We start from the raw sequence: 25,629 nt of genomic DNA, 5'->3' as shown, positions 1-25,629 counted from the left end.
TAGGGTACGTGAGTGACGAGCGCGCGAAGGCGACGAAGCAGTCCGAAGCGGATCGAAGGACGCAAACAGGTGAAGGTAGGAAGGGCGCACGGAGGATGCCTAGGCGCCAGGAGCCGACGAAGGACGGGGCGAACACCGAAATGCCACGGGGAGCTGTAAGCGAGCATGGATCCGTGGATGTCCGAATGGGGGAACCCACTGACCGTCATGGGTCAGTACCGCTTACTGAATACATAGGTAAGTGGAGGCAACCGGGAGAACTGAAACATCTCAGTACCCCGAGGAAGAGAAAACAAACGTGATTCCGCAAGTAGTGGCGAGCGAACGCGGAAGAGCCCAAACCAGTGCTGTGTAAAAGGTTGCAGCCGTTGCAGGACTGGGGTAGCGGGACTTGTGCGGAGGGCACTGCAAGGCCGTCGCGAAGTGAGAAACTGAGTCTGTAGTCGAACGGCATGGGAAGGCCGGCCAGAGACGGTGAGAGCCCGGTAGGCGAAACAGAATCAGCTTCGTGGCACAAGGACCCAAGTACCGCGGGACACGAGAAACCCCGTGGGAATCCGGGAGGACCACCTCCTAAGGCTAAATACTCCCTGGCGACCGATAGCGGATAGTACCGTGAGGGAAAGGTGAAAAGAACCGCGGGAGCGGAGTGAAAGAGAACCTGAAACCGTGTGCTTACAATCAGTCGGAGCATGCGTGACATGTGACGGCGTGCCTTTTGTAGAATGAACCGGCGAGTGATGATGACGAGCGAGGTTAAGGCGGGAAAGCCGGAGCCGCAGCGAAAGCGAGTCTGAAGAGGGCGGATAGTTCGTTGTCATCGACCCGAAACCGGGTGATCTACCCCTGGTCAGGGTGAAGTGCGGGTAACACCGCATGGAGGCCCGAACCCACCGGCGTTGAAAAGCCGGGGGATGAACTGGGGGTAGGGGAGAAATTCCAATCGAACCCGGAGATAGCTGGTTCTCCCCGAAATCGCTTTAGGGCGAGCGTCAAGGGAAGAGGGACGGAGGTAGAGCACTGATTGAGTGCGGGGCCCGACCAGGGTTACCAAGTTCAGTCAAACTCCGAATGCCGTTTTATCAACCTTGGCAGTCAGACTACGAGTGCTAAGATCCGTGGTCAAAAGGGAAACAGCCCAGACCAACAGCTAAGGTCCCGAAGTGCCAGTTAAGTGGGAAACGATGTGGCGGTGCACAGACAACCAGGATGTTGGCTTAGAAGCAGCCACCATTGAAAGAGTGCGTAATAGCTCACTGGTCGAGTGCTGCCGCGCGGAAAATGTAACGGGGCTAAACTGGACACCGAAGCTATGGATGCAGGAATGCATGGTAGGGGAGCGTTCCATGGGCGGAGAAGCTGAGCTGGGAGGCTTGGTGGAGCGCATGGAAGTGAGAATGCCGGTATGAGTAGCGAAAAGACAAGTGAGAATCTTGTCCGCCGAAAGCCCAAGGGTTCCTGGGGAAGGATCGTCCGCCCAGGGTAAGTCGGGACCTAAGGCGAGGCCGAGAGGCGTAGTCGAAGGACAACGGGTGGAAATTCCCGTACCACCGAATAGCGCATGAGCGAAGGGGTGACGCAGGAGGAGCAGGGAAGCGCCCGGCTGGAAGAGGGCGTCCAAGCAGCGAGGGTGGCGTGCAGGCAAATCCGCACGCTGGGAAGCCTGAGCTGTGAAGGGGAGGGAAGAACAGTACCGAAGTCCTGAGCTTCACACTGCCAAGAAAAGCCTCTAGCGAGTTATGAGGTGCCCGTACCGGAAACCGACACAGGTGGGCGCGTGGAGAACACGGAGGCGCGCGGGAGAACTCTCGTTAAGGAACTCGGCAAAATGGCCCCGTAACTTCGGGAGAAGGGGCGCTCGAGAGAGCCGCAGTGAAAAGGCCCAAGCGACTGTTTAGCAAAAACACAGGTCTCTGCGAAGCCGAAAGGCGAAGTATAGGGGCTGACGCCTGCCCGGTGCTGGAAGGTTAAGAGGAGGGGTTAGGGGAAACCCGAAGCTCTGAATTGAAGCCCCAGTAAACGGCGGCCGTAACTATAACGGTCCTAAGGTAGCGAAATTCCTTGTCAGGTAAGTTCTGACCCGCACGAATGGCGTAACGACTTGGGCGCTGTCTCAACGAGAGACCCGGTGAAATTGTAATACCTGTGAAGATGCAGGTTACCCGCGGCTAGACGGAAAGACCCCGTGGAGCTTGACTGTAGCTTGATATGGGAGATGGGTATGTCATGTACAGGATAGGTGGGAGACAGAGAAGCATGGGCGCCAGCCTGTGTGGAGTCGACGTTGGGATACCACCCTTGAGATGCCTGTCTTCTAACCTGGCCCCTTGAAGCAGGGGCGGGGACAGTGTCAGGTGGGCAGTTTGACTGGGGCGGTCGCCTCCTAAAAGGTAACGGAGGCGCCCAAAGGTTCCCTCAGCGCGGATGGAAATCGCGCGGTGCGTGTAAAGGCAAAAGGGAGCTTGACTGCGAGACGGACAGGTCGAGCAGGGACGAAAGTCGGGCTTAGTGACCCGGTGGTTCCGAGTGGAAGGGCCATCGCTCAACGGATAAAAGCTACCCCGGGGATAACAGGCTGATCTCCCCCAAGAGTCCACATCGACGGGGAGGTTTGGCACCTCGATGTCGGCTCATCGCATCCTGGGGCTGAAGTCGGTCCCAAGGGTTGGGCTGTTCGCCCATTAAAGCGGTACGCGAGCTGGGTTCAGAACGTCGTGAGACAGTTCGGTCCCTATCTGCCGCGGGCGCAGGATACGTGAGAGGAATTGTCCTTAGTACGAGAGGACCGGGATGAACCGACCGCTGGTGTCCCAGTTGTGCCGCCAGGCGCAGCGCTGGGTAGCCAAGTCGGGGATGGATAAGCGCTGAAAGCATCTAAGCGCGAAGCCAGCCTCAAGATAACGTATCCCATCCGGTCAACGGAGTAAGACCCCTCAAAGAAGATGAGGTAGATCGGTCCGGAGTGGAAGCGTAGTGATACGTGGAGCGGACGGATACGAATCGGTCGAGGGCTTCACCAGCGTGGTGTTGGGGAAGACGGGAAGCATAGGGGAAAGTCGTTATCTGGTTTGCAAGGTACAAGACCTTGCAATGAGAGCTTGGACAGATGCGAGTAGTGCGAGGAACGGAACGAGCGAGGATGGGAGCGTACAAGGATGTACGTGACCGACGAGCGAGGGAACGTGACGAAGCAATACGAAGCATATGGACAAGCGAAGGTCTGGTGGCAATGGCGGAGGGGAAACACGCGTACCCATCCCGAACACGACCGTTAAGACCTCCAGCGCCGATGATACTTGGGGTGAAGACCCCTGGGAAAGTAGGACGCCGCCAGGCGAGAGAAGACAGGGCCCAGCACTTTGCTGGGCCCTGTTGCATTGGCGCACGCGTCGTGGCGCGAGTGCGAGTGAACGAAATGAATCGGTTACAATACGGATGACACTATCTGTCGGGAGGCCGCAGGTTGATAGACGTTCTCGTGAAACCTCAGGACGAAGGAAAGAAGCTGCATCGATACATACGTCAGTTGCTGCCGGGCGTGCCACTGTCGGGCATTTACAAGATGCTGCGGACCGGTCGGGTCAAGGTGAACGGAAAACGAGGCAAGAGCGAACAGGTCGTGCAGGCGGGCGACGTGATCCATCTGTATATGGCGGAGGAGGACTTTGCGCGCGCAAGTAAGCCTGCGAGAAAGTTTGGCGGTGTATCGCGGGACGTGGAGATCATCCATGAAGATGAATCGCTGATTGTCGTGAACAAGCCGGTGGGTTTGCTGGTGCACGGGGCCGGGAACGAGCAGAAGGACACACTCGTCAACCGGGTACTGGCGTATTTGTACGATCGCGATCCGACAGCGTATCAAGTGTTTGCGCCCGCGCCGGTGAATCGACTGGACCGCAATACGAGTGGTCTGGTGATTTTCGGCAAGACAAACGCTGTCACGGCGGAGCTGGCGCAGCAAATTGCCGCGCACCATGTGTCGAAGTGGTATCTGGCGATTGTTCGGGGTGTCTTACCCGAACGGGGCGAAATTAACGTCCCATTATCGAGAACGGACCGCGGGAATCGGACGCTCGCGGTCGACCCAGATGCGTCTCGGCGTGCAGCGGCGTCTGTCGGTAAGGCGTCCTTGACGCGATACGAGCGAAAGGCGACCACGGGGCGGACCAGCGTTGCGAAGGTGGACCTGGTGAGTGGGCGTACGCACCAGATTCGGGCCCATTTCGAGCGAATCGGGCATCCGCTGTGGGGAGATGTGAAGTACGGCGGCAGAGTGAGCGACCGGGACGGCACAGACCAGCACCAGTGGCTGCATGCAGCTTGGATGGAACTGCCGGACGGTCGCCGTTTTCATGCCCCTCTGCCGGCTGACTTCACTGCCGTGCTCCGTCGATTAGGCTACACGGCGAAGGACTTGCAGCAGATTGAAACCTTTTGAGGCGGCCTGACCCAGTCCATCATGCCGACCGTTCACGTCGAATGCGTTCCGGCACCGGGACCTTCGTGTGGCGGTCGGGATCGACCGTTACCAGAATGACCGTTGCGTCGAGCACCCGTTCCTCGCGCTGGTTATCAATTTCTTGAATCATCCTCATGCTGGTGTTGCCTACTTCAGCGAGCCGGGTCGTGATGCGAAGCCGGTCATTTTGTACAGCCTCTTTCCGATAGTCCGCGCTGATATGTGCGGTGACGGTGACTACGCCTAACGCTTTCAGGGTCTGGTAGTCCAGTCCTCGCTGCTCGAACCAGTCCTCGCGGCCCCATTCCAGGTACTCCAGGTACTTCGCGTTGTTCACATGGCCGTTGACGTCAATCTCAGTGGAACGAACCAGAATTTCAATCGATGATTGATTTGCCATCTGTACGCCTCCGGGTGACAAGTGGTTTGCCTGTCGCTTGCCCTCAGCATATCACAAGCATGGGATGGGGGCACAAGAGCCGGGGGCACAGCACGTTCGTCTGCGGCTCGATGTCGTCCAAACGGCACGCCGCACGGCCCCGCTGCCTGCATCCAACATTGGCCAGCATAGATGGTGTGACCCTTGGACAGGGTAACTGCTGAATGTTTTTATGTCCAGGAGGTGAAGCGGCTTGAAAACGGCCGCCGCTGCGGGTGCCACATGTATCGCGGTGCTTGCCTTGACGGGGTGGGTGCAGCGTCCTGTTTTTGCCGCTGTCTCGCAGGATCCGCTCGTTCCAGTTTACCAGGAGGCAGCGCGGGAGTATGACATTCCGTGGACACTGCTGGCTGCGATTGACCGGTACGCGGAATTGTCAAAGACCAAATCGGAAAGGCAGGCGGCGCCGTATTACGGGTACGCGTTTGAACCGGCCCTCTGGGCGGGGATTGGCAACCCAGACTGGTCGGATGTCAATCCGTGGTCGATTGACCTGTTTGGCGGTATTGGACAGGACCACAATCACGACATGTTGGCGCTGCCCTGGGATGCAAACGACCGAATTCCGGTGCTGGCGGCGTGGTTGGACACAGAGGCGGAGGACGTCGACGTTGCGGTGTGGGACTTGTTTCAGGACGAAATCGCGATCGATCGCGTGTTTGCATTTGAACGTATTTTCGACCAGTACGGGCTTCATCCGACGCGGCACTGCTTTCCGCTTGCGAAGCGGTACAACTACACCGTGAAGTACACGTTCGGCGCGGGCCGCAGCTTCGGAGGACGGCGCCGTCACGAGGGTGTGGACATTTTTGCGGACTATGGTACGCCGGTGCTGGCGTGTTCGACGGCCTACGTGGAGGTAAAAGGGTGGAATCCCTTTGGCGGCTGGCGGATTGGCTTGCGAGACACGAACAATGTCTACTATTATTACGCGCACCTGTCGAGCTACGCAAAAGGCATCCACATTGGTGATGTGGTCCAGCCTGGGCAGGTAATTGGCTACGTGGGCAACACGGGCTATGGACCACCGGGCACTGCGGGACGCTTTCCGCCGCACCTTCATTTTGGCATGTACCGCGATGTGGGCCAGCACGAATGGGCGTTTAATCCAGCGGGACCGCTCTCCGTGTGGCAGCGTTTGCCGCAGAAAATCATTCCGCCGCCGATCGATTGAACTTCCTCTCACTGCCCCGTACAATGGGAATGATGGATTCGTAGGGGGCTTGTGCGATGGGGAAGATGCTTCGCCGTTTGGCTTGGTTTGCCTCTGGCGCTGCGTTGTTTGAAATTCTGGCGTTGATTTTGATTCAGAATCGAACCGTCGGGTGGATTGTGACAGCACTGGTCATTTTGTTTTTTGTATACTTGGCGGTGCTTGCAGTTCGAGGCTGGCGGCGGCAGACACGCTTGCAATTGCCGCCCGTCATGCGAGGCAGGGTGATTCGAAGGCGTCACTGGCACCTGTTCTGAGAAGAACCCCCGTCCAACGCGGTCTCTCGAAGTCGACCAGGCCGACTTGGACGGGGGTTTTCACTGGGGTTAAGGGGATTGTGCTGGAATCACTGGGAGGAGAGGAGCTGCGTGAGTTCTTCTGCCTGTGCTTTCGCCGCTTGTTCCTTGATGGCCAACGCGCGAAAGAATTCGAAGTACTGCTGTGCGTCGCCTGGTGCAAGCATGTCCTCGAGGAGTTCACGATTCGCCGCGCGCGACTGCAGAAGCTCTTGTGTGAGTTCGTAGGCGTGTTGCAACCGCTCACGCTCCGGTCCTGGGTGCTGCTGGCGCAATCGCGCTTGCAGCCGGTCTGCGAGCGTTGTCAGCCGCGCAAAGCTCTGGTCAGCCAGACGCTTCAACTGTTCCAGGTCTTCCGTCGTTCCGCGTTCGAATCGATACCAGTCATCGGACAAGGCGGCGCCTTCCGCCTCAAAGGATTGAATCTCTTGCGCGATGGCAAGCAAGTCGTCTGAGATGGGCATGATCTGGCCTCCTGTGTGGGATACGTGCGGGTAGTGTTCCCGTGTTGCACGTGAATTATGGTGCCGGCCGTGCTGGCTGCGGCGGCCCATGCATCAGCAGCCATGCAAATCGAATTTCATCAGAGTTTCAAAGACACGAAGGGGCGATAGGGTTGAGTGAGTTATTAGTGAACGTGGTGCGCGGTGCGCTCACCGAGAGCCGCCATATGGGTGATATTGCACTGGTCGATCGCGCCGGTCGGCTCCTGGCTTCAGTCGGCGACGGGGAACGGGTGACCTATGCACGGTCGTCTGCAAAGCCGCTGCAGACGCTGCCGCTGGTGGAAAGCGGTGCGGCTGACGCCTTTGCCATGTCTGATGAAGAAATTGCCCTGTGCTGCGCGTCGCACAGCGGAGAGGAGATGCACGTGACCAAGGTGCGCGCGTTTCTCAACCGGATTGGCGTTCCGGAGAGCGCGCTGCAGTGCGGAGTGCACCCCCCGTATCACCAGCCAAGTTACGAGGCGCTGCTGCGCAGCGGTACGCAGGTGAGTGCGATTCACAACAACTGTTCCGGAAAACACGCCGGGATGTTGGCGCTGGCCAAGTTCCTCGGTGCCGATTTGGACACTTACCTGGATGTGAACCATCCGGTGCAGCAAGCCGTCCTTTCTGTGGTACGGGAAGTCTGTGACCTCGACGAGAGTCAATTGGTCCTGGGTACGGACGGGTGCGGTGTGCCCGTGTTCGGGATGCCGATCCGAAATCTCGCGCTGGCCTTTGCACGCTTCGCCGATCCGGAGGATATGCCGGACGGCCGGGCCAGGGCGATGCGTCGGATCGCGCGGGCGATGATGTCTCATCCTCACCTGGTTGCGGGGACAGACCGCTTCTGCACCGCGCTCATGCAGGCTGGGCAAGGAACGCTCCTCGGCAAGGCAGGTGCGGAGGGGGTATATTGCGTCGGAATCGCCCCACAAGGGTTTGGCTTGTGTGTGAAGGTGGATGACGGAAATGCGCGCGCCGCGTACCCATCCGTGGTCGAGGCGCTGCGACAGGCGCAGGTGGTGGATAAGGACGTGATCGACGCGCTCGCATCGTTTCACCGCCCGCAGTTGAAGAATCACCAGGGCACCGTGGTCGGTTCGTTGCAGACCGCCTTCACGCTCAGACCACCGCATGAGACCGACAAATAGCCGCCGATTTCCGCTGGCGTCCCAATGGTGTGGTATAATTCGATGCAGTTTGAATGAACGAGGTGACATTACTTGAATGGACAGACCGCGGACGCGGGTATCAGCGGCAGTCAGGCACAAATCGCGGGTCTGACAAACCATCGCTATGTGCGTTGGTCAATTTACGCGCTGGTTGCGTTTCCCATCGTGGACTACGCACTGCGATACCTGCCAGGGCTTCATCCCTTGGGCGCAATTTGGGACAAGGTTGTTTTGCTGGTCCTGGCCATCGCAGCCTGTGCACGATATGTCTCCGGCGTGCGCCCGACGTGGCTGCGCTGGCAGCAGGTTGCGTTGTTGTTTATCTTGTATGTATTTGCGCTTATGTTTTCGGATTTGTCGCATCCGGTAATGGCGCTGGAAGGGTTTCGCATGGACATTTACTATATGTTGTACCCCTTGCTGCTGCCATTCTTGGTGGAACCGGACGATGTGCCGAAGCTGCTCCACGCGGCCGCCTTGGTGGCGATACTCGTTGGCGTGGATGGTGTCTATCAATACGTGATGAAAACCCCGATTCCGAGTACTTGGTCCGACGTCAATGAACAGGTGCGGACACGCGTTTTTTCCGTTATGGTGAGTCCGAACGAAATGGGTTCGTACATGGCGATGATGACGCCCCTGGTCGCGGGCTTGGCGCTGTACGAACGTGATAAGTGGCGCAAAGGACTCTACTGCTTTGGGGTTGTGGTGTGCGGGGCAAGTCTCGTGTTCACGATGGCGAGAGGACCTTGGCTCGCGCTCACGCTGGCGCTGCTCGTCGTGGCCGCCCTCGTCGAGCGTCGTTTGCTCATCGTACTGGTCATAGTCGCCGTTATCGCGTTCTTTCTGCCGCCTATCCATCACCGCATTGCCGATTTGTTCTCGCCGGTCTACTTGCTGAAGGCCAGTCAGAGCGGACGCATTGCGAAGTGGATCACGGCGTTTGGCGTGATGAGCGGTAATCCGTTGTTCGGCGCCGGACTCGGCCACTATGGCGGGGCGGTTGCGTCGGATTTCAATTACAGTACATATTCGGACAACTACTATGCGAAAATGCTGGGCGAGACGGGCCTGGTTGGATTGACGCTGTTTATCGCCCTGCATCTTTCGTTGTTCGCGGACTTGTTCAAACATGCCGTTCGCCGTGCAGCCGGCCGGTCGAAGTACGTGGTCATCGGCGGTCTCATCGGTCTGTTGGCCGTCTTGTTCCACAACTTTATCGAAAATGTGTTTGAATACGCGCCGATGGTGAGTATTTACTTCATTTATGCCACACTGCTGCTGATTTGGAGCCGTGGGTTCGACGGGGAGGTCCGTCATGAGCGCACGTAACAGGGTTCAACTGAATTGGCTCGGTTATTTGCTATGGTCTGTGTTCGTGAATGCGTGCAACATCTGGCTGTTGACGCCGCTCGTACAGGATTACGGAATTCTCGGGGTGGTTGCCGACGTTCTGATTGTCGTCATCTGGTTGTTGGGGCTGCCCAGCAGTCACCGGCGCCGCTGGGTGACGTTTACGTTGTTCAGCCTGCTCTTAGGACAAGGCCTTGCGTCTGTCACGGGAGATGAACTGGCAAAGCGGATTGTCCTGGCCGTTGTCATGTGCCTCGCACTCATCGGATTGACGTGGTGGTTTGGACGGGTGCGGCCGCTGCGGCTGCTCCTCACGGCCGTCGTGCTGGTGGTTGTCAACAGTCTCGTGCCGTTCACACAATGGCCTTTCTACACGCACTTTTGGATCGTCCGCAACGGTACACTGTCGGTGTCGAACGCAGCCTTTCATGCGCTGCCGTTCGCGGAGATTCCCACCTCGTCCGGCGAGGCGGTCATCACGCTGGAGCAGTTGAATGACTCGAAGACGGATTTCCTGAAAACGGCGGCGCAAGCCGGGACGGCTTCCTCCAGTCTGGCAGACTTGCTGGCCTCCTACGGGAACCGCTATCGGCTCGTCGAGCTGAAAAGTACCAGCAGCGGTCAACTTGAAACGACTGCACCGACGGTTCAGGACTTGGAAAAATTGAATCCAAACCAACTCAATCCCATGTTCCCGTTCACGATTGCCCACTTCAGCGTGGAGAACGGCATGGTGGTGGAATATTTTGCGCCAGCGGTCGATCCGGCCAAGCAGGTGGAAATGGGGGTTCGTCCCGCACAGCTCCCTGAGAACGCCATGGCGCTCAGCCTCAATGTTCAGAAGGAGCAGGAGGAAAACTGGCAGTCCGTCTTGCAGCAACTCGGCGGTACGGAGGATCCGTCCAGCCTGCGAATTCAAGGAGGGGTACTGTCGGGTGTCGTGAATGGGCACGACATTGACGTCCCTGTTTCCGCGAACCGTGTGGTTGGCACGGGTTCGTTCACCGCGCCGGGTCAGTCACAGCTGCTCGTGGAAGGGATGAATACCTTACAGGTCGTCTCCCTGCAGGGCAAGGGCAAGGTGCTGGCGACGTACCACGGGTCGTCCGCCCTTCCGTTGTCCAACGATTTGTTCGTTGGGCCTGTGGATGCCAGCGGCCGTGATGTCGTGTTTGTCAACGGCAGTCCAGCCACCATTCTCGAGGCGCAGAGCGACGGGACATGGCGGCAGCTGTATCAGGCGCCAGACTTGTCGTTCCGCTTCGAGACGTCCGTCCTGTTCGCAGGGGACAAACAGCCGGAAATCATCACGGACGACCCGAGCGTGCTGCAGCCGTCGACGACGAATTACTTTACGTCGTACACCTACCGGGATGGAAACCTGGTGCGCAACTGGCGCGTGTATCGGACCAATGTCTCCAATGTCCAGTCGGTTCAATTCCGCAAGGGTGGGCCGACCTATCTCCTGACCGGCATCGCAGGGACCGGGCAATACATCTTGCTGCAACGACATCGTTTACCTGTGGTTCCGGCGGCGTCCGTCCTGCTCGCCATCGTCATCGCGGCGGGCTGGCTGTGGCGCTGGCGGGAAAATACGCGCCGTGGGAGAGGAGGCGAGACCCATGCGTAACTTGCGTCGATCACTGCTTCAACGCGCCAGCTTGGGCCTTTCCGTGGCTGCGCTTTTGGGCGTCACGGCCGGGTGTTCACCGGCGCCGCAGCGCAATATCGCCCCCACCACCGGGCAATTGCTGCCCCTGCAGCAGGGGACGCGTGTACAGGCTGGATGGGCACCGCTGCTGTCTGCTGCTCATCTGGGCGAGCGGGTGAAGGTGTACGCAGTGAACATGAGCATGAATGTGCAAAACGGATCGAACAGCAACACCATGACGATGTACGGCCAGGTGAACCTGCCCAACCGCGCTGCCCTGACGCTCAGCATGAACGGCGTTTCGTCGCAGTACTATCAGCAGGGAACCTCCGCATTTGAACGGGAGAACGGCGTCTGGGCCACCACGACACCCTTGACGGAGATCAACCTGTATGACTCTTACGCTTCCTTGATTTCGGCGGCGTCCAAGGCGAACGTGCCTGTCTACGCCTTCAAGCAGCAGTACGTTGTGGATGAGTACTGCTCGGTCTACGAGGCGGTCATCCCGGCAAAGGCGCTGAAGGGGCAGACGTTGTGGTCCATCCCCGCCGATGGCGGTGCCGCGGCGGCGGGGACGCTCACAGGGGATGTGATGGCTGCCTTTTATATCGGCAAAACCAGCGGCCAGATTCGCGAGGTGGACCTCTTGACGACGGGCGGGGCACCCGGGACCGGGTCGCTGGTGAATCAGGTGCACGCCGTCCTGTTTGACATCAACAATGAGAAACTGGCACAAGTGCAGATACCAACGACGCTGGTGAACCAGTACATCGATCAACAATAGTCTCGCGGCACATCGCGAGGGAACAAGCCCATTCCAGAATCTTTCGTTGTCAAGATTGGAGAATATGGGTATAATGAATTACGTAAACTATCGCTGAGTTCCAATGGAAGCGGAGAACCCAATCTATCGCTCGGTGACATGGAAGGTTTCGGACAGCACCGCTGAAGAAACCTGCCGGCGGTCATCGTGCAGGGGTGAATCGCGCAGTGCGCGTAGGGAGAGCCTACTCCCGAACCCGTCAGCTAACTCCGTAAGCGTATAGGTCGCGAAGTCCGGCATGCGTCGGACAGATGACGCAAGCCGAACCGAATCCAAAGGAACCCGCGATTGATTTCACAATCGGGGGGATGGATATGAACAGGGAGCCTGAGTTGCCAGAGTTCTGGAGAGACCTGGAAATTGTGCAGGCATTGAACAGGGAGGTTCAGCCGATTGTGCTGGATGAGGGCGAAATGCTCTTGACGGACACGACCGAACCGAAGCTCGACGCGCCGACCTGATGAAGAAACCGTGAAGATGATGACAAGCTGCGTGTCAGCCCCCGCCCGGGGGCTTTTTTCATGCTTTTTTCACGGGGCTTGCTTGGAGACAGATGCGCTGTGTGTTAAAATGTTTCTTGGCTAAACGATTCGGCTGCAACCGGCGGGAAGGGGAACTTTCATATGAACGTTCGGCGTGTCGTGCTGTTGAACGTGATCGCATTCATCGTGATTTTGGCAGCGCTCTATGGCGGTTATAGCTACTACTATCAGTCCACGCATTACGTCAGTACGGACAATGCGACCATTGAAGGCCAGGTCGTACCGCTGAATGTGGAGATTCCAGGGACGCTGTCCGATTGGAACGTGTCCTCGGGCACCACGGTTACCGCGGGAGAAGTGCTGGGGCACGTCTCGACGTCTGCTGAATTGCAGCAGCTGGGTCAGGCGGCGTCTAATCCACAGGTCGTCAAATCCGTGTCAAACGCGGCAAAGATAGAGAGCCCCATCAGCGGGACGGTCGTGAATACAACGGCCACGGCGGGGCAACTGGTCGCTCCGGGCCAGTCGCTCGGTGAAGTTGTCGACCTCTCCAAGCTGTATGTCGTGGCGAATCTGAACGAAACCACGCTGCGGAACATTGATGTCGGCGATACCGTGGACGTCTATATCGACGCCTACCCAGACCTTTCGTTGAAAGGGACCGTCGAGTCCATCGGACTTGCGGCCAACTCCTTTTTCTCGCTGATTCCGCCGTCTGACTCGGCGAGCGGCACTTACACGAAGGTGACACAGACCGTGCCTGTGAAAATTTCGCTGTCAGGATACGGCGGAGAGAACTTGCTGCCGGGAATGAGTGTTTCCGTGCGCATTCACAGGTCCACCACTTGAAGATGACACGTCCCGCAAGGAATCCATTGCTATGCCCAGCCCGGCTGTGCTAGAATGGTGTGCGTTGATTACGGTGGTCCTCTGTCAGAACGGCTGGCACGAACACCTGTGGGAAGGAGGCCTCTGTGTTGAACCTGTTACAAACCATTGCAAGGGAACAATTGCGTACGGATATTCCGGCGTTCCGTCCTGGTGACACGCTGCGCGTACACGTGAAAGTCCGTGAAGGACAGCGCGAACGTATCCAGGTGTTTGAAGGCATCGTCATTCGCCGGCGTGGCAGCGGAATCAGCGAGACTTACACGGTCCGCAAGATTTCCTACGGTGTCGGTGTGGAACGCACGTTTCCGGTACACTCGCCGAAGATTGAGAAGATTGACGTGGTTCGCCGAGGCAAGGTGCGTCGCGCGAAGTTGCACTATCTGCGCGGCTTGAGCGGCAAGGCTGCTCGCATCAAGGAAATTCGCTGACGCCGCGCGAAAGCGCGTTGCGAGGCCATCCTGTTTTGAACTTAGGTTGCAGCGAAGCTGCGACACAAACACTGCGGGGGACGCATAGCCGTCTCCCGTGTTTTTGTGAAGGCGGTTTTCGGACAACCTCTATACCATACAAGACAACGCAAGTGCGGAAGGAGGGACATCACGTGCAGCCAATCCATTGGTTTCCCGGACACATGGCAAAGGCGAGGCGGGAAATGACGGAGTCATTGAAGCGAGTGGATGCCGTGCTCGAGCTCGTGGACGCCCGTTTGCCGCTGGCGAGCGCGAACCCGATGCTGGCCGAAATCAGCGGAACGAAACCGCGGACGGTGGTGATGACGCGGACAGACTTAGCCGATCCAGCCCAGACCGAGCGCTGGGTGCGCTACTTTCGTGAACAGGGCCTGCAAATCGTGGGCATCGATGCGCGTACGGGCCACGGCGTGCGTGACGTGATCCCGGCGCTGGAACGTGCCACCACGGCGAAGCGCGAAAGGGATGCGAAACGCGGCATCCGGCCGCGTGCCGTGCGGGCGATGGTGGTCGGGATTCCCAATGTCGGCAAGTCCTCACTGATTAACAGGCTCGCGGGACGGGCGGCGACGAAGACGGGCGACCGGCCGGGCATCACCAAACAACAGCAGTGGATCCGGTTGGGAAACGTGGAACTGCTGGACACCCCGGGCGTTTTGTGGCCCAAACTGGATGACGAGGCGGGGGCGTTTGCGCTCGCGATGAGCGGCGCAGTGAAGGCGGAAGTCATCGACTTGCCGGCCGTCTGCGCGTATTTCATCGTTTGGTGCTCCAAGCATTACCCTGGCGTTCTGGAGGCCCGGTACACCCTGGATCCGTTGCCGGAGATGGAGGCCAGCGCCGAGGAGGCGTGGAACGTCGCAGCGCCTGTGCTCGAAGCCATCGCCAAGCGCCGCGGATTGATGCGGGCTGGCGGGGTCCATGATACCGAACGCGCCGCGGAGTTAGTGCTGCGGGAACTCCAGACTGGACAGCTCGGGCGGCTCACGTTTGAGTGGGCACCCGGTGGAGTGGGCACCGAATACATAAATTTGTGATGCGATGGATTTGTCCTATCAGACCACGTTTTCTTCTCGACCCTCTGGCGCAACGCCAGGTGGATCGTTAGACTGAGAGCAGCAGGAACCGATGGACGAGTTCGGAAGGACGACTGCGGAATGCGAAAAGATTGGCACCAAGTGTGCCAGACACTATGGGAATTTGACCGTCGGGCGGCACAAGGCGTCGCCGTGGTGGCAGGGGTCGACGAGGCTGGCAGGGGCTGTTTAGCCGGCCCGGTGGTTGCAGCCGCTGTGATTTTGGGCGGCAAGCCGGAAGACTGGGTGGGTATCAACGATTCCAAGCAGCTGACGAAGGCGCGCAGGGCGGCACTCTGCCAGCACATCACGGCGTCGGCGGTCGCGGTCGCGGTTGGCGTCGCCACGGTGGCGGAAATCGATCACCTGAATATCCTGGTCGCGTCGCGGGTCGCCATGGGCCGGGCGATTGCCGGTCTGCCGCACAAGGTCGACACGGCGCTCGTCGACGGGCCTTACGCTCCCCTGTTTCCGGCGGATGAGGTGCGTGCCATTCCGGTGGTGGACGGGGACGCGAAAAGCCTGTCGATTGCTGCCGCATCCATTGTCGCCAAGGTCGAACGAGATGCGATGATGGCGAAACTGGCAGAACAGTACCCGATGTACGGGTTTGAACGACACGTGGGCTACGGCACGTCGGAGCACTTGGCAGCGCTTCGTCAGTACGGACCGACACCGCATCACCGCACGACATTTGGGCCAGTGAAGGCGCTCATCGAAGCGAGGTGATTGCAATGGAAGTCAAACCGCCGGGCGCTGTGACGCCGAGCGAACGGATTTCCGGCACGCAGGCGCCGTCAGCGCCGACCGGCCGAACCGCGCGTGCACAGGAGGCCGATCGGGCGCATCCCCTGCGTCAGGCCAGGGAACTGAGCCCTGCGTCTGGTGATGAACGTGCGCTGTATGACGTGCTGGAGTCGATGCTCCCGGTTGAAATTCTCAAGAGTCCCGTCCTCATGCGAAGTGAATGGGCATGGCGGAGTTTGGTGAGTCAACTGTACGCGCAGCTGGTGATGAAGCCGACTGCGTCTGCACCTGCAGAGGAGCAAACGTCTGCTGCAGCAACACCAGGTGGTGAGGCGGCTTCATCGTCGACTGCGCCCGCACCCACGGAGCAGCCAGCGTCTGCTGCAGCAACACCAGGTGGTAAGGCGGCTTCATCGCCGATTGAGCCCGCGCCCGCACAGGAGCAAACGTCTGCTCCGGCGGCGCCTGCTGTCGCTGCCGCTTCGGTGCCGGCGTCAGGCAACGGTGGACAAGAAACACCAGAGGCGGGCAGTGTGAGCGGACGAGCGGCCCTGCAGGGGGCCATTCGTCTATTGTGGGACACGCTGGCTCAGGGCGCGGCTGCAAACGGGACAGACACGGTGCACGTGACATGGCCGGAGGGGAGTCCTCCGCCGGTCGTCCCATTTGCTGCGATGGACCGCGAAATCGTGGCACAGAGTTCGCACCCCGACACCCTTCAGTCATGGGTGCTCAGCGATCGCCTGGTTTCTTCTGTGCGCATGGATGGGTCGCCCCAAGTCGGAGGCGGCTTGTTCTTCCCGTACGCAGCGGGTGTGGGTCAGCCGGCGGCGGCTCCACATGTGCGGCAGCCTGCCGTGCGTTGGCAAGCGGAGCGCCGCACGCGTGTGTCCTCCCAGGGGCGATTGGTTCATTACCTAAAAATCTCCCTTCCGATTCCTGACCACCGTACGGTCGAGGTGGAACTCATCAGCGCACGTCCCCTCCTGTCGATACATGTGACAACCGACCATGCGGCACTGCGCCAGCGCTTGTCCGCTGACGCAGCAGACGTGCAGCAGCGCATGGCGGCGCTGGGGTGGACCGTGGACCGCTTTAGTGTCAGTGACTTAAAGCCGTCTGCAGATGAAAGGGGGCCAGCGCCGTGATGCCTCCGAAACGGGCGGTCGCCTTGCGCTATGAGCGTCACCGCGATGCGGCGCCCCGGGTGGTCGCAAAGGGTGTCGGCGAAGTGGCAGAGGCCATTTTGCGCCAGGCCGAAGCCGGAAACGTTGCTGTTCATGAAAATGAGTCCTTGGTGAATGCACTGTTTCAGTTGGAGACAGATCAAGTCATTCCACAGGAATTGTATGCGGTGGTTGCCGAGGTGCTCGCCATTGTCTACCGCAGGCAGACCGAATAAGCGAGACATTGGGAATGTGGCCGAGACGTTCGCCGCGCAGTACCTGTCGCGTACGTTGGGGTGGTCTGTCACGTGCCGCAACTGGCGGTGCCGCGCGGGTGAACTCGATATTGTGGCACTCGACGGCGCACAGCTGGTCGTGGTGGAGGTCCGGTCGAGATCGAGCCAAACGCACGGCACGGCGGCGGAATCTGTGGCGACGGGCAAGCTGCGCCAGGTCAGAAGGCTGGTTCCGCTGCTGCTCGCGCAAATTCGGCCGCAGCAGCCAGATACCTCCGTTCGGGTCGACGTCATCGCCATCGAATTGCGGGGGGACCAGGTCGCAGGCCTGGAACACTTTCGAAACGCGCTGGACGCATGGGCGTAGCCGTCTCGTCACGGTGCCCGGCCGTTGCCGGAACGGGCCAGCCCCCGCCAGGCTGACGCTTGCCGAGCAGCGGCTGTCAGGCGGACATGCTCACGATATTCAGTTCGGGCGGCGCGGGCTGGTCGTCATCGCTGGCGCCCGCAGCGCCAGTGCTTCGAACACATGATCACGCTGGACGTTTTGGGCACCCGCCAAGGCGCGAATGGTATCCGCCACGCGGTGGACGGCAGCCGCAGCCCGCTGCGACAGTTTGAGGGTGCGGGCAGAGTGCTGCAGTACCTGAAGGGCATCTTCCGCGAACGGTGCGCTGGCGATACGCTGCCTGCCCTGCAGGACACGTTGTTGAATGACCGCAGAAGTTTCTTCTTCGTACGCGGATTTCCACGAAATGGGCTGTACATAAATCAACATCTCAATTCGGTCCAGCAAAGGGCCGGAGATGCGCGACCAGTAACGCAGCACTTCGGCGTCGGTACATCGGCACTCCCCGAAACCGCGCCGTCCGCACAGACACGGGTTCATCGTCGCGAGCAGCTGAAAGTGCGCAGGCAGGATGGTGGTCTTCCCGCCGCGCGCCAGCCGGACTTCGCCATTGACGATGGGCTCACGCAGCGCGTCGAGCACATGTCTCGAGAATTCGGGCATTTCATCGAGCAGCAGCACCCCGTGGTGCGCGAGCGTGACTTCCCCAGGTGCCAACGGGTTTCCTCCGCCAATCAACCCTGCCGCCGTGACGCTGTGATGCGGGGCGCGCAATGGCGGGACCCGGGTGGCGGGGGTGTTGAGTCCAGCGGCCTGGTGAATGGCGTACACGTCCAGTGCCTCCTCGTCGCCGAGCGGTGGGAGAATGCTGAAGAATCGTTCCGCAATCATCGTCTTGCCGCAGCCGGGGGGACCTACGAGCAGAACATGATGCCGGCCGGCAGCGGCAATCGTGAGCGCTCGCTTGACGTCCGTCAGGCCCTGGACTTCGGAAAAGTCGCCGGTCGCGGCGTTCGTGTCTACGGTAAAGGGAGGCGGAAGCTGCAGTGGGGCGGCCGACGAAACGGGCTGGGTGAGCATCTCCACGACAGCCTGCAGCTGTTCAAAACCGTACCATGCCACGTTTGGCAGGCCGACGCAGGAGGAAGCTTGGTCTGCGCTGACGATAATTTGTCCAAATCCAGCCTTCCGCAGCGCGAGCGCGAGATTGACGACACCCGCCACAGGCACCAGTTGTCCACCCAGTCCCAGTTCGGCGCAGAACCCCATGCCGTTGAACGACTCGCCGCCTAGTGCAGCGCTTGCTGGTTCGGGCGGGACTTGACCCGATGCCCGTAAGATCGCGACGGCAATTGCCAAGTCGAGACCTGCCCCGCGCTTGCGCATGCTGGCCGGGGACAGGTTCACGGTAATCCGGCGGCTCGGAAACTGCAGGCCTGCATTGCGGATCGCGGAGCGAATCCGCAGCTTGGATTCACTGACCGCGGAGTCTGGCAGGCCGACGATGTGGAACTGTGGAATTCCGTTGCTGACATCCGCTTCGACCAGCACGGGGGTTGCTTCAATGCCTTCCAGGACGGCGCCGTGCGCGGTTCCGATCATGAGCGAGACCTCCACGTCAAACTTCATCAATCCGTGCGTATCTTTGGTATAGCAGTTCGTGCGGCCCTTGGCGATGAGGCACAGGAGGATTTGATAAACTCGGGCATATTTAACAAATGTGTGAACGACGACGCACAGCCTCTTCGCCAAACGTAGTTTATGTGGTATACCGATGACGAACGGCCACGTGCGGGCTGCCATGGCGCCCGCGGAAAGGTTGTCATCTTGCGCAGTCCCCACCAAAGAAGGTACGATCAATCCCAAACGGGATGGGAGATGAACAGGATGCAAGGGACAAAGGGAACGCCTCACACGCAACAACGGGATTCCGGAAAGTCGCAGAAAGCCCGCGTCATTGACATGCGTGCATGGAAGGCGCGCAAGCGGTCCCTGGAGTTTCGCCGCCGCGCCTGGAGAGTTGACACACTGTTCTGGGTCACCGCGGTGACAACGGGGGTTGCAGCCGTGTTTGCGGCGGCGAGCTGCGTTCCCTTTGCCGGACAGATCAACAGCATCATTCTCTGCTGGTTTTTCGCGGTCATTGCCTGTGCACTCGGTTCTCTTCTCTATGTGTTTCGACATCGGCTGGCCCGGCCAATCCTAGGCATCAACGTGATCTGTATGGCGATGTCGTTTGTCGCCGCAGTCGTGAAAGTTATCTTAATGAGCCGGCTTTGACAGGCGACGGCTGCGCTCACCTGCAATCTCCATCACGGTTTGTCAGTCAATCCTGGCCTCGCGAGTTGTAAATGTGGCCAGGGTGTTCTATCTTTATAAGGGATGAACTGCGTGGTGCGCACGCATACCGGGTCATTCATCCGCGAAGCACTGGATTCGCACGGAATCCGAATGAAAGTTGGACACGCTTGTGCGTTGTCGATTAGGGGCACCCTACGACAAAGACCTGCGGGTCCTGCGTTTTTTTGTGCTTCGAAAGAGCCGCAGAGCGAGGGAGGAATCAGGGCATTGAACATTCATGAGTATCAAGCGAAGTCCGTGCTGGCGCAGTACGGGGTTGCCGTGCCCACGGGTAAAGTCGCCTTTACGGTGGAGGAAGCCGTTGAGGCCGCCAAAGAACTGGGTGGCAAGGGTGTCGTCAAGGCACAGATTCACGCAGGCGGCCGCGGCAAGGCGGGCGGCGTGAAGCTGGCCAAATCGCTTGCCGAAGTGGAACAGCATGCCAAAGAACTGCTCGGAAAAACGCTTGTCACCCACCAAACGGGTCCACAGGGAAAAGTGGTCAAGCGCCTGCTCATCGAGCAGCTCACCAATATCCAGAAAGAGTACTACATAGGGTTGGTACTCGATCGCGCGGTCGGCCGCGTTGTCATGATGGCTTCGGCTGAAGGCGGCATGGAAATCGAAGAAGTCGCCGCCAAGTCCCCGGACAAGATTTTCCGCGAAACCATCGATCCAGCGGTTGGACTGACGCCGTTCCAGGCACGCAAGCTCGCGTTCGCGATCGAGATCCCGACGGAACTCGTCAGCAAGGCCGTGAAGTTTATGACCGGGCTGTACAACTGCTTCGTGGACAAGGACTGCTCCATCGCGGAAATCAATCCGCTGGTCGTGACGGGTGAAGGCGAAGTCATGGCCCTGGATGCCAAGCTGAACTTCGATGACAACGCATTGTATCGGCATCCGGACATCCTGGAAATGCGCGACCTCGACGAAGAAGACCCCAAGGAAATTGAAGCTTCCAAGTTTGGACTCAGCTACATCGCACTGGATGGCAACATCGGCTGCATGGTCAACGGCGCCGGGCTGGCGATGGCGACGATGGACACCATCAAGTATTACGGCGGCGAGCCAGCCAACTTCCTGGATGTCGGCGGCGGCGCGAGCGAGGAGAAAGTCACAGAGGCCTTCAAAATCATCTTGTCGGATCCGAATGTGAAAGGCATTCTGGTCAACATTTTCGGCGGTATCATGAAGTGTGACGTCATTGCCAACGGCGTGGTTGCAGCGGCCAAGCAGCTCGGCCTCAGTAAGCCGCTGGTGGTTCGTCTGGAAGGCACCAACGTGGACTTGGGCAAGAAAATATTGAATGAATCCGGCCTTAACATTGTTGCTGCTGATTCGCTCGCGGATGCGGCGCAAAAAATGGTCGCGCTGGTCTGAGAAGGGAGAAGACGCGATGAGTATTTTAGTGAATAAAGATACCAAGGTCATCACGCAGGGCATCACCGGAAAGACCGCTCTTTTCCATACCAAGCAAGCGATTGAGTACGGCACGAAAATGGTCGGAGGCACCTCGCCGGGCAAAGGCGGCACGACGGTGGAAGGCCTGCCGGTATTCAACACGGTGGCCGAAGCGGTTCGTGAAACGGGGGCCAATGCATCCGTAATCTATGTTCCGCCGGCAGGTGCTGCGGACGCCATCATGGAAGCGGTGGACGCCGAACTTGATTTGGTCATTTGTATCACAGAAGGCATTCCCGTGTTGGATATGGTGAAAGTGAAGCGGTACATGGAAGGACGTCACACACGGCTGATCGGCCCGAACTGTCCCGGTGTCATCACGCCCGGCGAATGCAAGATTGGGATTATGCCTGGCTACATCCACACGCCTGGCCACGTGGGCGTTGTCTCCCGCAGCGGCACCTTGACCTACGAGGCTGTGTATCAGCTGACGGTTCGGGGCATTGGGCAGTCGAGCGCAGTCGGCATCGGCGGCGACCCGGTCAACGGCACGAACTTCCTGGATGTCTTGAAGATGTTCAACGAAGACCCGGATACAGAAGCGGTCATCATGATTGGTGAAATTGGCGGCTCAGCGGAAGAACAGGCTGCGGAGTGGATCCGTGACAACATGAAGAAGCCCGTTGTCGGGTTTATCGCGGGCGCCACAGCGCCTCCGGGACGCCGGATGGGTCACGCAGGGGCGATTGTGTCTGGCGGCGCGGGTACCGCGGCGTCGAAAATCGCCAAGTTTGAAGAGTGCGGGATCCGTGTTGCACCCACACCGTCCGAAATGGGTTCGACCCTCTATGCCTTGTTGGAGGAACGGGGCTTGCTGGAGAAGTGCAAGACAGCGAAAGCAACCGTGTAATGCACCATCGAAAGCCTTTCTGGATGTGCAAGGGACCTGCTCGTCAGCATGACGAGGGGTCCCTTTTGCATTCGGACCGAAGCGGCTGAACGAGGCGGTGAGGCTGCGCGGCCGCCGCCGATATTTTTGTCGGTCTCATGCACCTCTGGAGAGGGGTTGTTTCTATTGGAGTAGACAGTTTTCGGATCGCGGCGGACAATGTGGGCAGGACGAACAGAACGGCGCAGCGCCGCATATGCAGGGGATGAGAACATGTCTGTGTTAGAGGAACGTTCTTGCGCCATCGGACTCGCGATGTGTCCCGGCGTGGAACCATCCACGATGCGCAAATTGGTTCGATATTTCGGGTCGGCTGTCGATGTTTGGGAAGCGCCACCGAGTGCGTGGTTCGAAGCGTGTCGAATGAACCAGGACACGGCGTCCCGGCTCGACCGGTGGCGGCGCTCCTTTCGTGACAGTGCCATTGAGCAAAAGTTGCGTGAACGAGGCATACGCTGCCTGCTGCCTGGAGACAGCGATTGGCCGACACGTTTGTCCGACCTGGCGGACATGCCTCGGGTGGTGTTCGCGCGCGGGCCTGGACAGCCCGCGCCGGTGGCAGGGGGGCTGCCGACCGTCGCGATCGTTGGGACACGGCGCGCTTCCAGCTACGGCATCGAGGCTGCGCGCTGGATTTCCGAAACGCTGGCCTGCGCGGGCATCGAAATCATCTCCGGCATGGCCTTGGGGATTGACGGGAGCGCCCATCAGGCAGCCCTGTCTTGCGGCGGTGCGACGACCGCCTTATTGGCATCTGGCGTGGATGTGTGCTATCCTTCGAGCCATCAGGCGCTGTATCAGCAGATTTGTGAGCACGGGTTGGTGTTGAGCGAATACGCGCCTGGCAGTCCGGTTGCGAAGCATCGGTTTCCAGAGCGCAATCGCCTCATTGCCGCATTGGCGGATGCGGTCGTCGTCGTGCAGGCGGGCGACAAGAGCGGGGCGCTGAGAACGGTGGAACAAGCACTTGAGCTGGGCCGCGACATCTATGTCGTGCCAGGGCCGATTACCGCCGTACACTTTCGTGGGTCCCACCGCCTGCTGCAGGACGGCGCAAGAATTTTGGTCGATCCGGCCGACTTGCTCGCTGATTTGGGGCTGACACAGACATCGGTTGCAGCGACGCAAGTGCCTGCGCGATGGCAGGACTTGTTTGACTGTCTGGATGAACCTATGACCGCCGCCAGCCTGGAGCGCAGACTTTCCATGCGCAGCGAGGAAGTCTACGCTGGGTTGCTGGAACTGGAAGTGAGTGGCTGGATCGAGCGCGTGCCTGGCGGACTCTACTGCCGCGTTCGTCAGCGCAGCCATGCAGGGGTTCGGCGTTGACAGCAACGCCTGGGAATGACCAGCGAACGGGTCACCTGTAATTGTCAGGGTTTGCAAAATCTTTTCGCTCGGTGCTAAGATGTGGTGAATGTCTGCGCCTTGTATGGTTGGGGAAGCAAGGAGGAAATCGATTGGCTGATTATCTCGTCATCGTAGAGTCGCCTGCAAAGGCGAAAACGATTGAAAAATATTTAGGAAAGCGATACAGCGTCAAGGCTTCCATGGGCCACGTGCGGGATTTGCCAAAGAGCAAGCTCGGTGTGGATGTCGAGCATGGCTTTCAACCGCACTACATTACGATTCGTGGAAAAGGCGACGTCATCAAGGCGCTGCGCAGTGCCAGCAAAAAGGCCAAGCGCGTGTACCTGGCGGCTGACCCGGACCGCGAAGGGGAAGCCATTGCCTGGCACTTGGCCCAGCTGCTTGAGCTGGACCCGAATGAATCCTGCCGCGTCGTGTTTCATGAAATCACCAAGGACGCGGTCAAGGATGCCTTTACCGAGCCGCGGAAGTTGAACATGGATTTGATTAACGCCCAGCAGACGCGCCGGATTCTCGACCGCCTCGTCGGGTATCGGCTCAGTCCGCTGTTGTGGCGGAAAGTGAAGAAGGGATTGTCCGCAGGGCGCGTGCAGTCTGTCGCGGTGCGGCTGATTGTTGACCGCGAACGTGAAATTCGGGCGTTCGTGCCGGAAGAATACTGGACGGTCGACGCCATGTTCGTCCTGGATGAGGGCGTTCTCACCGCGCGGTTCGTCGGCTACGACCACGAAAAGACGAGCCTGCCGAATCGAGAGGCCGTGGATGAATTGCTGTCGTCCCTGCAGGGTGTGCCGTTCCAGGTGGAGAAGGTGAAACGATCCGAACGCAAGCGGAACCCGAGCGCCCCTTTTACAACCAGCAGCCTGCAGCAGGAAGCGGCTCGAAAGCTGGGGTTCCGCGCCTACAAGACGATGTCTGTCGCGCAGCAGCTGTATGAAGGATTGGAAGTCGGCGCTGAAGGGTCGGTCGGTCTCATCACGTACATGCGTACGGATTCAACGCGGATTTCCGAAACTGCGCAGGCGGAGGCGAGAGCATTCATTCGCGACCGCTATGGAGCGCCCTATGTACCCGAGACCGCGCGCCAGTATCAGACGAAAAGCGGCGCCCAGGATGCCCATGAAGGCATTCGGCCGACGTCCGTCGCTCGCGATCCGGAATCTGTCAAGCCCTTCCTATCGAAGGACCAATACCGATTGTACAAATTGATTTGGGAGCGCTTCGTCGCCAGTCAAATGACGCCGGCCGTCATGGATACGACGACCGTGGATATTCAGGCGGGGCGGGCGTCGTTCCGCGCGACGGGGTCGGTCCTCAAATTTCCTGGCTTTATGGCTGTTTACACCGAAGGGACGGACGATCAGTCGACCGACGAAGATACAGCCAAATTTCTGCCGCCGGTGCGCGATGGGCAGGCCCTGCCTGATCCGGACCTGAAACCCGAGCAGCACTTCACGCAGCCGCCGCCGCGGTACAGCGAGTCCAGCCTGGTGAAGACCATGGAGGAGCTGGGAATTGGGCGACCCAGTACCTACGCGCCCACCATTGACACGATTTTGAAGCGTGGGTACGTCGTGCTGGAGCAAAAGCGGTTTGTGCCAACGGAGCTGGGTGAGATTGTCGTCGACCTGTTGAAGGAAAACTTTCATCAGCTGATTGACGTCGACTTTACCGCCCGGCTCGAGAAGGAATTGGATGAAGTCGAAGACGGCGAAGTGGACTGGGTCAAACTGCTCGCCGAGTTCAATGCTTCCTTTGAAGCCGATTTGGAGAAGGCAGAAAAGACGCTTGAACATGTTCATATTGAGGACGAAGTCTCGGATGTGGTCTGTGAGAAGTGCGGCCGGAACATGGTTTACAAGCAGGGCCGCTTCGGCAAGTTTCTGGCTTGTCCGGGCTTTCCCGAATGCCGGAATACGAAACCGATCACCAAGGAAGTCGGCGTGTCGTGTCCGAAGTGCGGCAAACCGCTCGTCGAGCGTAAGGGGAAAAAGCGCAAGGTGTTCTATGGATGCAGCGGCTACCCAGAGTGCGATTATGTGTTGTGGAATCGGCCGACCGGCGCGCTGTGTCCAACTTGTTCGCATCCACTGGTTGAAAAAAGAAGTAAAGGGACTGTGACGATTGTTTGCAGCAACGAAGCTGCACATGCTGGCGGAGGTCAGCCGCCGCAGGACGACGGCAACTCGGAGGATGTGCGCGCTCGCGAGCAGGTTGAGGCGAAGTCGTAGAAACCAACTGGGAGAGTAGGGGG

23 protein-coding genes, 2 rRNA genes and 1 riboswitch are annotated in these 25,629 nt (G+C 59.2%); of the genes, 22 read left to right on the top strand and 3 right to left on the bottom strand.

The window, feature by feature from the left end; genetic code table 11:
• Positions 1 to 68 precede the first annotated feature (68 nt).
• From JI721_RS00590 to JI721_RS00580, 3 genes are all read left to right on the top strand, one after another.
• Positions 69 to 3,020 (top strand): 23S ribosomal RNA (locus JI721_RS00590).
• A gap of 199 nt (positions 3,021 to 3,219) precedes the next feature.
• Positions 3,220 to 3,336, top strand: a 5S ribosomal RNA gene (rrf, locus tag JI721_RS00585).
• A gap of 127 nt (positions 3,337 to 3,463) precedes the next feature.
• Entirely contained in the window at positions 3,464 to 4,438 is a 975-nt protein-coding gene (locus tag JI721_RS00580; protein ID WP_274456160.1) for an RluA family pseudouridine synthase, read from the top strand.
• 19 nt (positions 4,439 to 4,457) lie between these two features.
• Here JI721_RS00580 and JI721_RS00575 read toward each other — a convergent pair whose 3' ends face one another.
• Positions 4,458 to 4,859 carry an acyl-CoA thioesterase gene (locus JI721_RS00575; RefSeq protein ID WP_274456159.1) on the bottom strand — a complete coding sequence of 134 codons (402 nt, stop codon included), beginning with the start codon at positions 4,857 to 4,859 and terminating at the stop codon, positions 4,458 to 4,460.
• Positions 4,860 to 5,091: 232 nt separating this feature from the next.
• Between JI721_RS00575 and JI721_RS00570 the strand changes: the two genes are divergently transcribed.
• On the top strand, positions 5,092 to 6,072 hold the full coding sequence (locus JI721_RS00570) for a M23 family metallopeptidase (RefSeq protein ID WP_274456158.1): 981 nt from the start codon (positions 5,092 to 5,094) through the stop codon (positions 6,070 to 6,072).
• Between the two features lie 56 nt (positions 6,073 to 6,128).
• A complete protein-coding gene (locus JI721_RS00565; protein WP_274456156.1) occupies positions 6,129 to 6,368 on the top strand; it encodes a hypothetical protein in 240 nt (79 codons plus the stop codon).
• An 89-nt stretch (positions 6,369 to 6,457) separates the two neighbouring features.
• Here the strand turns inward: JI721_RS00565 and JI721_RS00560 are convergent, their stop codons facing one another.
• On the bottom strand, positions 6,458 to 6,871 hold the full coding sequence (locus JI721_RS00560) for a hypothetical protein (protein WP_274456155.1): 414 nt from the start codon (positions 6,869 to 6,871) through the stop codon (positions 6,458 to 6,460).
• A gap of 152 nt (positions 6,872 to 7,023) precedes the next feature.
• Between JI721_RS00560 and JI721_RS00555 the strand changes: the two genes are divergently transcribed.
• The 12 genes from JI721_RS00555 to JI721_RS00500 all read left to right on the top strand — a co-directional run bounded on the left by JI721_RS00555 (position 7,024) and on the right by JI721_RS00500 (position 17,329).
• A complete protein-coding gene (locus JI721_RS00555; protein WP_274456154.1) occupies positions 7,024 to 8,046 on the top strand; it encodes an asparaginase in 1,023 nt (340 codons plus the stop codon).
• Between the two features lie 72 nt (positions 8,047 to 8,118).
• Positions 8,119 to 9,399 carry an O-antigen ligase family protein gene (locus tag JI721_RS00550; protein WP_274456153.1) on the top strand — a complete coding sequence of 427 codons (1,281 nt, stop codon included), beginning with the start codon at positions 8,119 to 8,121 and terminating at the stop codon, positions 9,397 to 9,399.
• Positions 9,386 to 11,050: a hypothetical protein gene (locus JI721_RS00545; RefSeq protein ID WP_274456152.1), complete on the top strand. Its 1,665-nt coding sequence runs from the start codon at positions 9,386 to 9,388 to the stop codon at positions 11,048 to 11,050. The genes JI721_RS00550 and JI721_RS00545 overlap by 14 nt, the downstream gene beginning before the upstream one ends.
• Positions 11,043 to 11,855: a hypothetical protein gene (locus JI721_RS00540; RefSeq protein WP_274456151.1), complete on the top strand. Its 813-nt coding sequence runs from the start codon at positions 11,043 to 11,045 to the stop codon at positions 11,853 to 11,855. Before JI721_RS00545 ends, JI721_RS00540 begins: the two co-directional genes overlap by 8 nt.
• Before the next feature lie 81 nt (positions 11,856 to 11,936).
• Positions 11,937 to 12,127, top strand: a riboswitch (cyclic di-AMP (ydaO/yuaA leader).
• A gap of 81 nt (positions 12,128 to 12,208) precedes the next feature.
• Positions 12,209 to 12,355, top strand: coding sequence for a hypothetical protein (locus tag JI721_RS00535; protein ID WP_274456150.1), 147 nt, complete (start codon positions 12,209 to 12,211; stop codon positions 12,353 to 12,355).
• 162 nt (positions 12,356 to 12,517) lie between these two features.
• Positions 12,518 to 13,225 (top strand): HlyD family secretion protein, encoded by a 708-nt coding sequence (locus JI721_RS00530; protein ID WP_274456149.1) that lies wholly within the window; start codon positions 12,518 to 12,520, stop codon positions 13,223 to 13,225.
• 128 nt (positions 13,226 to 13,353) lie between these two features.
• The gene (gene rplS / locus JI721_RS00525) at positions 13,354 to 13,695 is read left to right on the top strand and encodes a 50S ribosomal protein L19 (protein WP_407654052.1); all 342 of its coding nucleotides are present in this window, start codon (positions 13,354 to 13,356) and stop codon (positions 13,693 to 13,695) included.
• A gap of 173 nt (positions 13,696 to 13,868) precedes the next feature.
• Positions 13,869 to 14,774 (top strand): ribosome biogenesis GTPase YlqF, encoded by a 906-nt coding sequence (gene ylqF, locus JI721_RS00520; protein WP_274456147.1) that lies wholly within the window; start codon positions 13,869 to 13,871, stop codon positions 14,772 to 14,774.
• Positions 14,775 to 14,894: 120 nt separating this feature from the next.
• The gene (locus tag JI721_RS00515; protein ID WP_274456146.1) at positions 14,895 to 15,542 is read left to right on the top strand and encodes a ribonuclease HII; all 648 of its coding nucleotides are present in this window, start codon (positions 14,895 to 14,897) and stop codon (positions 15,540 to 15,542) included.
• 5 nt (positions 15,543 to 15,547) lie between these two features.
• Positions 15,548 to 16,708 carry a flagellar hook-length control protein FliK gene (fliK, locus tag JI721_RS00510; protein WP_274456144.1) on the top strand — a complete coding sequence of 387 codons (1,161 nt, stop codon included), beginning with the start codon at positions 15,548 to 15,550 and terminating at the stop codon, positions 16,706 to 16,708.
• The gene (locus JI721_RS00505; RefSeq protein ID WP_274457938.1) at positions 16,708 to 16,962 is read left to right on the top strand and encodes an EscU/YscU/HrcU family type III secretion system export apparatus switch protein; all 255 of its coding nucleotides are present in this window, start codon (positions 16,708 to 16,710) and stop codon (positions 16,960 to 16,962) included. The genes fliK and JI721_RS00505 overlap by 1 nt, the downstream gene beginning before the upstream one ends.
• Before the next feature lie 16 nt (positions 16,963 to 16,978).
• Positions 16,979 to 17,329, top strand: coding sequence for a YraN family protein (locus JI721_RS00500; RefSeq protein WP_274456143.1), 351 nt, complete (start codon positions 16,979 to 16,981; stop codon positions 17,327 to 17,329).
• Between the two features lie 99 nt (positions 17,330 to 17,428).
• Here the strand turns inward: JI721_RS00500 and JI721_RS00495 are convergent, their stop codons facing one another.
• The gene (locus tag JI721_RS00495) at positions 17,429 to 18,913 is read right to left on the bottom strand and encodes a YifB family Mg chelatase-like AAA ATPase (RefSeq protein ID WP_274456142.1); all 1,485 of its coding nucleotides are present in this window, start codon (positions 18,911 to 18,913) and stop codon (positions 17,429 to 17,431) included.
• A gap of 285 nt (positions 18,914 to 19,198) precedes the next feature.
• Between JI721_RS00495 and JI721_RS00490 the strand changes: the two genes are divergently transcribed.
• The 5 genes from JI721_RS00490 to topA all read left to right on the top strand — a co-directional run bounded on the left by JI721_RS00490 (position 19,199) and on the right by topA (position 25,606).
• Positions 19,199 to 19,591, top strand: coding sequence for a hypothetical protein (locus tag JI721_RS00490; RefSeq protein WP_274456141.1), 393 nt, complete (start codon positions 19,199 to 19,201; stop codon positions 19,589 to 19,591).
• A 288-nt stretch (positions 19,592 to 19,879) separates the two neighbouring features.
• Entirely contained in the window at positions 19,880 to 21,034 is a 1,155-nt protein-coding gene (gene sucC / locus JI721_RS00485; protein ID WP_274456140.1) for an ADP-forming succinate--CoA ligase subunit beta, read from the top strand.
• A gap of 16 nt (positions 21,035 to 21,050) precedes the next feature.
• Positions 21,051 to 21,965, top strand: a complete 915-nt coding sequence (gene sucD / locus JI721_RS00480) for a succinate--CoA ligase subunit alpha (protein ID WP_274456139.1) — start codon at positions 21,051 to 21,053, stop codon at positions 21,963 to 21,965.
• 252 nt (positions 21,966 to 22,217) lie between these two features.
• Complete coding sequence (dprA, locus tag JI721_RS00475) at positions 22,218 to 23,333, top strand: DNA-processing protein DprA (protein ID WP_274456138.1); 1,116 nt, start codon at positions 22,218 to 22,220, stop codon at positions 23,331 to 23,333.
• Positions 23,334 to 23,464: 131 nt separating this feature from the next.
• Positions 23,465 to 25,606 carry a type I DNA topoisomerase gene (gene topA, locus JI721_RS00470; protein WP_274456137.1) on the top strand — a complete coding sequence of 714 codons (2,142 nt, stop codon included), beginning with the start codon at positions 23,465 to 23,467 and terminating at the stop codon, positions 25,604 to 25,606.
• Positions 25,607 to 25,629: the final 23 nt, after the last annotated feature.

Source organism: Alicyclobacillus cycloheptanicus (genome assembly GCF_028751525.1).
GTDB lineage: Bacteria > Bacillota > Bacilli > Alicyclobacillales > Alicyclobacillaceae > Alicyclobacillus_L > Alicyclobacillus_L cycloheptanicus.
Note: the sequence above shows the minus strand (reverse complement) of the source record. Positions and strands in the feature narration are given on the sequence as shown.